The organism is Protofrankia sp. CiP3, from assembly GCF_917627345.1.
Classification (GTDB): domain Bacteria; phylum Actinomycetota; class Actinomycetes; order Frankiales; family Frankiaceae; genus Protofrankia.
In genome coordinates this window covers 33,359-35,311 of the sequence record NZ_CAKJTM010000055.1, presented here as the reverse complement: position 1 = coordinate 35,311, position 1,953 = coordinate 33,359, and the positions used below count along the sequence as shown (strand labels likewise).

The window sequence follows — 1,953 nt, the reverse complement described above, 5'->3', positions numbered from 1 at the left end:
GCTTCCCGCGCTGTGGCGGGCCCGGCCGGCTGGCCGGCCGCCCGGCCCGAGGCGCGGCCGACCGCGGGAGCGCTGACCGCGGGGCTGGGACCGGTTTCTAACGACATGGCACTACCTCGGAAGTAGGAGACGACGGCGGTTTCGCGCGCACGACCGCCGGGCGGGCCGGGGGGTCACGGCGCTCCCAGCGATACCTGTGCATGATCAATGGCTTCCGGTGAAAGGTCGACGCCCCGGCGCAGGGTGCGCGCGACACGTCCGTGGCTCAGGACGTGGACACGGTCGGCGAGGCGGGCCAGCTCCTCGCTGTCGGTCGAGACCAGCAGGACCGCCGTGCCCGCGTCCGCGCTGCGCTCGATGATGCCGTGGACCTGATCACGCGCCTTCACGTCGATGCCGGCGGTCGGGTCGTCGAGCACGAGTGCCTTCGGGGACAGGCGCAGCGCACGGGCGACAAGCACCTTCTGCTGGTTGCCGCCGGACAGGCTTGTGATGGGCGCGTCCACGCCACGGGTCACGATCCCGAACTCGTCGACCCACGTGCGTACCTCCTGGCGTTCGGAGCCGGCGTGGATGTAGCCGCGCCGGACGTGGCGGCGCAGCGATCCCATGGTCAGGTTCTGGCGGACCGTCAGGTTGGCGAAGGTGCCGTAGCGCGCCCGTTCCCCCGGCACGAAGGCCAGGCGGGCGGCCATGGCCGCGGCGGGACGCGCCGGCGGGACGGCGACACCGTCCACGGACACGCGGCCCGCCCGGGGCAGCCGTCCGCTGAGCATCGCGCCCAGCGCCTCGCGGCCCGACCCGGTCAGGCCGGCGATCCCGACGATCTCCCCGCGGTGCACGGTGGTGGACACCTCGGCCACGGTTCCCCCGGCGATCCCCGCGAGTTCCAGCACGGCGGGGCCGGCCGCCTCGGCCGTCTCCTCGCGCCCGGTCGAGATGACCAGATCGTGACCGACCATCAGCCGGCCGAGGGTGTCGTGGTCCATGCCGGCGGCGTCCACCGATGCGGCCTTCCGGCCGTCGCGCAGGACCGTGATGCGGTCGGCGATGTCGAGGACCTCGTCCAGATGGTGCGAGACGATGAGCACGCTGTGCCCGGCGTCCCGCAGCCGCCGGATCGTCGCCAGCAGCCGGTCCACGTCGGCCGCGGGCAGCGCGGCGGTCGGCTCGTCGAGCACCAGCACGGCGTTGCCCTGGTCCGGTTCGGGCAGCGCCCGCGCGATCGCGAGACCGGTGCGGTCGGCCAGCCCCAGCTCGCCCGCGGGGGCGCGGACGTCGATGTCGAGCCCGACCCGCGCCACCCGCTCCCGCGCCCGCCGCCGGGCCTCCCGCCAGTGGATCCGGCCGAGGAAGCCGCGCGGGTAGGACAGCCCCAGCATCAGGTTCTCCACCACGCTGAGGTCGAGGAGGAGCCCCAGATCCTGGTGGACGAAACGGATCCCGGCGTCGTGTGCCGCCGCCGCTCCCAGCTGCAACGGCACGCCCCGCACCGCGACGCTGCCACCCGGGTCCGGGCGGTGGTACCCGGCCAGGATCTTGATCAGAGTGGACTTGCCCGAGCCGTTCTGCCCGACGAGGGCGTGCACCCGGCCCTCGTCGAGGGTGAGGTCAACACGATCGAGGACGACCTGCCCGGAAAACGTCTTGGACAGCGTGCGGATGTCCAGGGCCGGCGTGTTCACCCGGTCCGCCCGCGAAGCTGTCCCGCCCGCACCATCACTCACCTGGCCCACTGCTTTCACATTGCTGTCGGATTGTGCCGTCAGAACGCTTTTCACCCGGTTGTCGGATAGTTGTCGGCTGGCGGTGGCCGCCGCTCGGGGACTCCACCGTGATTCCGGCCTTCCCGCGGCACCGGAAAGGCACCGCGGGAAGGCCCGGCACACCGGGCTGGTGGCCTCGGACGGACGCCGCCGGAATTCCTGTCAGGTTCAACCGGGGGCTAGGGCG

1 protein-coding gene is annotated in these 1,953 nt (G+C 73.0%); it reads right to left on the bottom strand.

Annotated elements, in window-relative coordinates:
* Positions 1-173: 173 nt before the first annotated feature.
* Positions 174-1,727, bottom strand: a complete 1,554-nt coding sequence (locus tag MJ797_RS17615) for a sugar ABC transporter ATP-binding protein (protein WP_239336279.1) — start codon at positions 1,725-1,727, stop codon at positions 174-176.
* Positions 1,728-1,953: the final 226 nt, after the last annotated feature.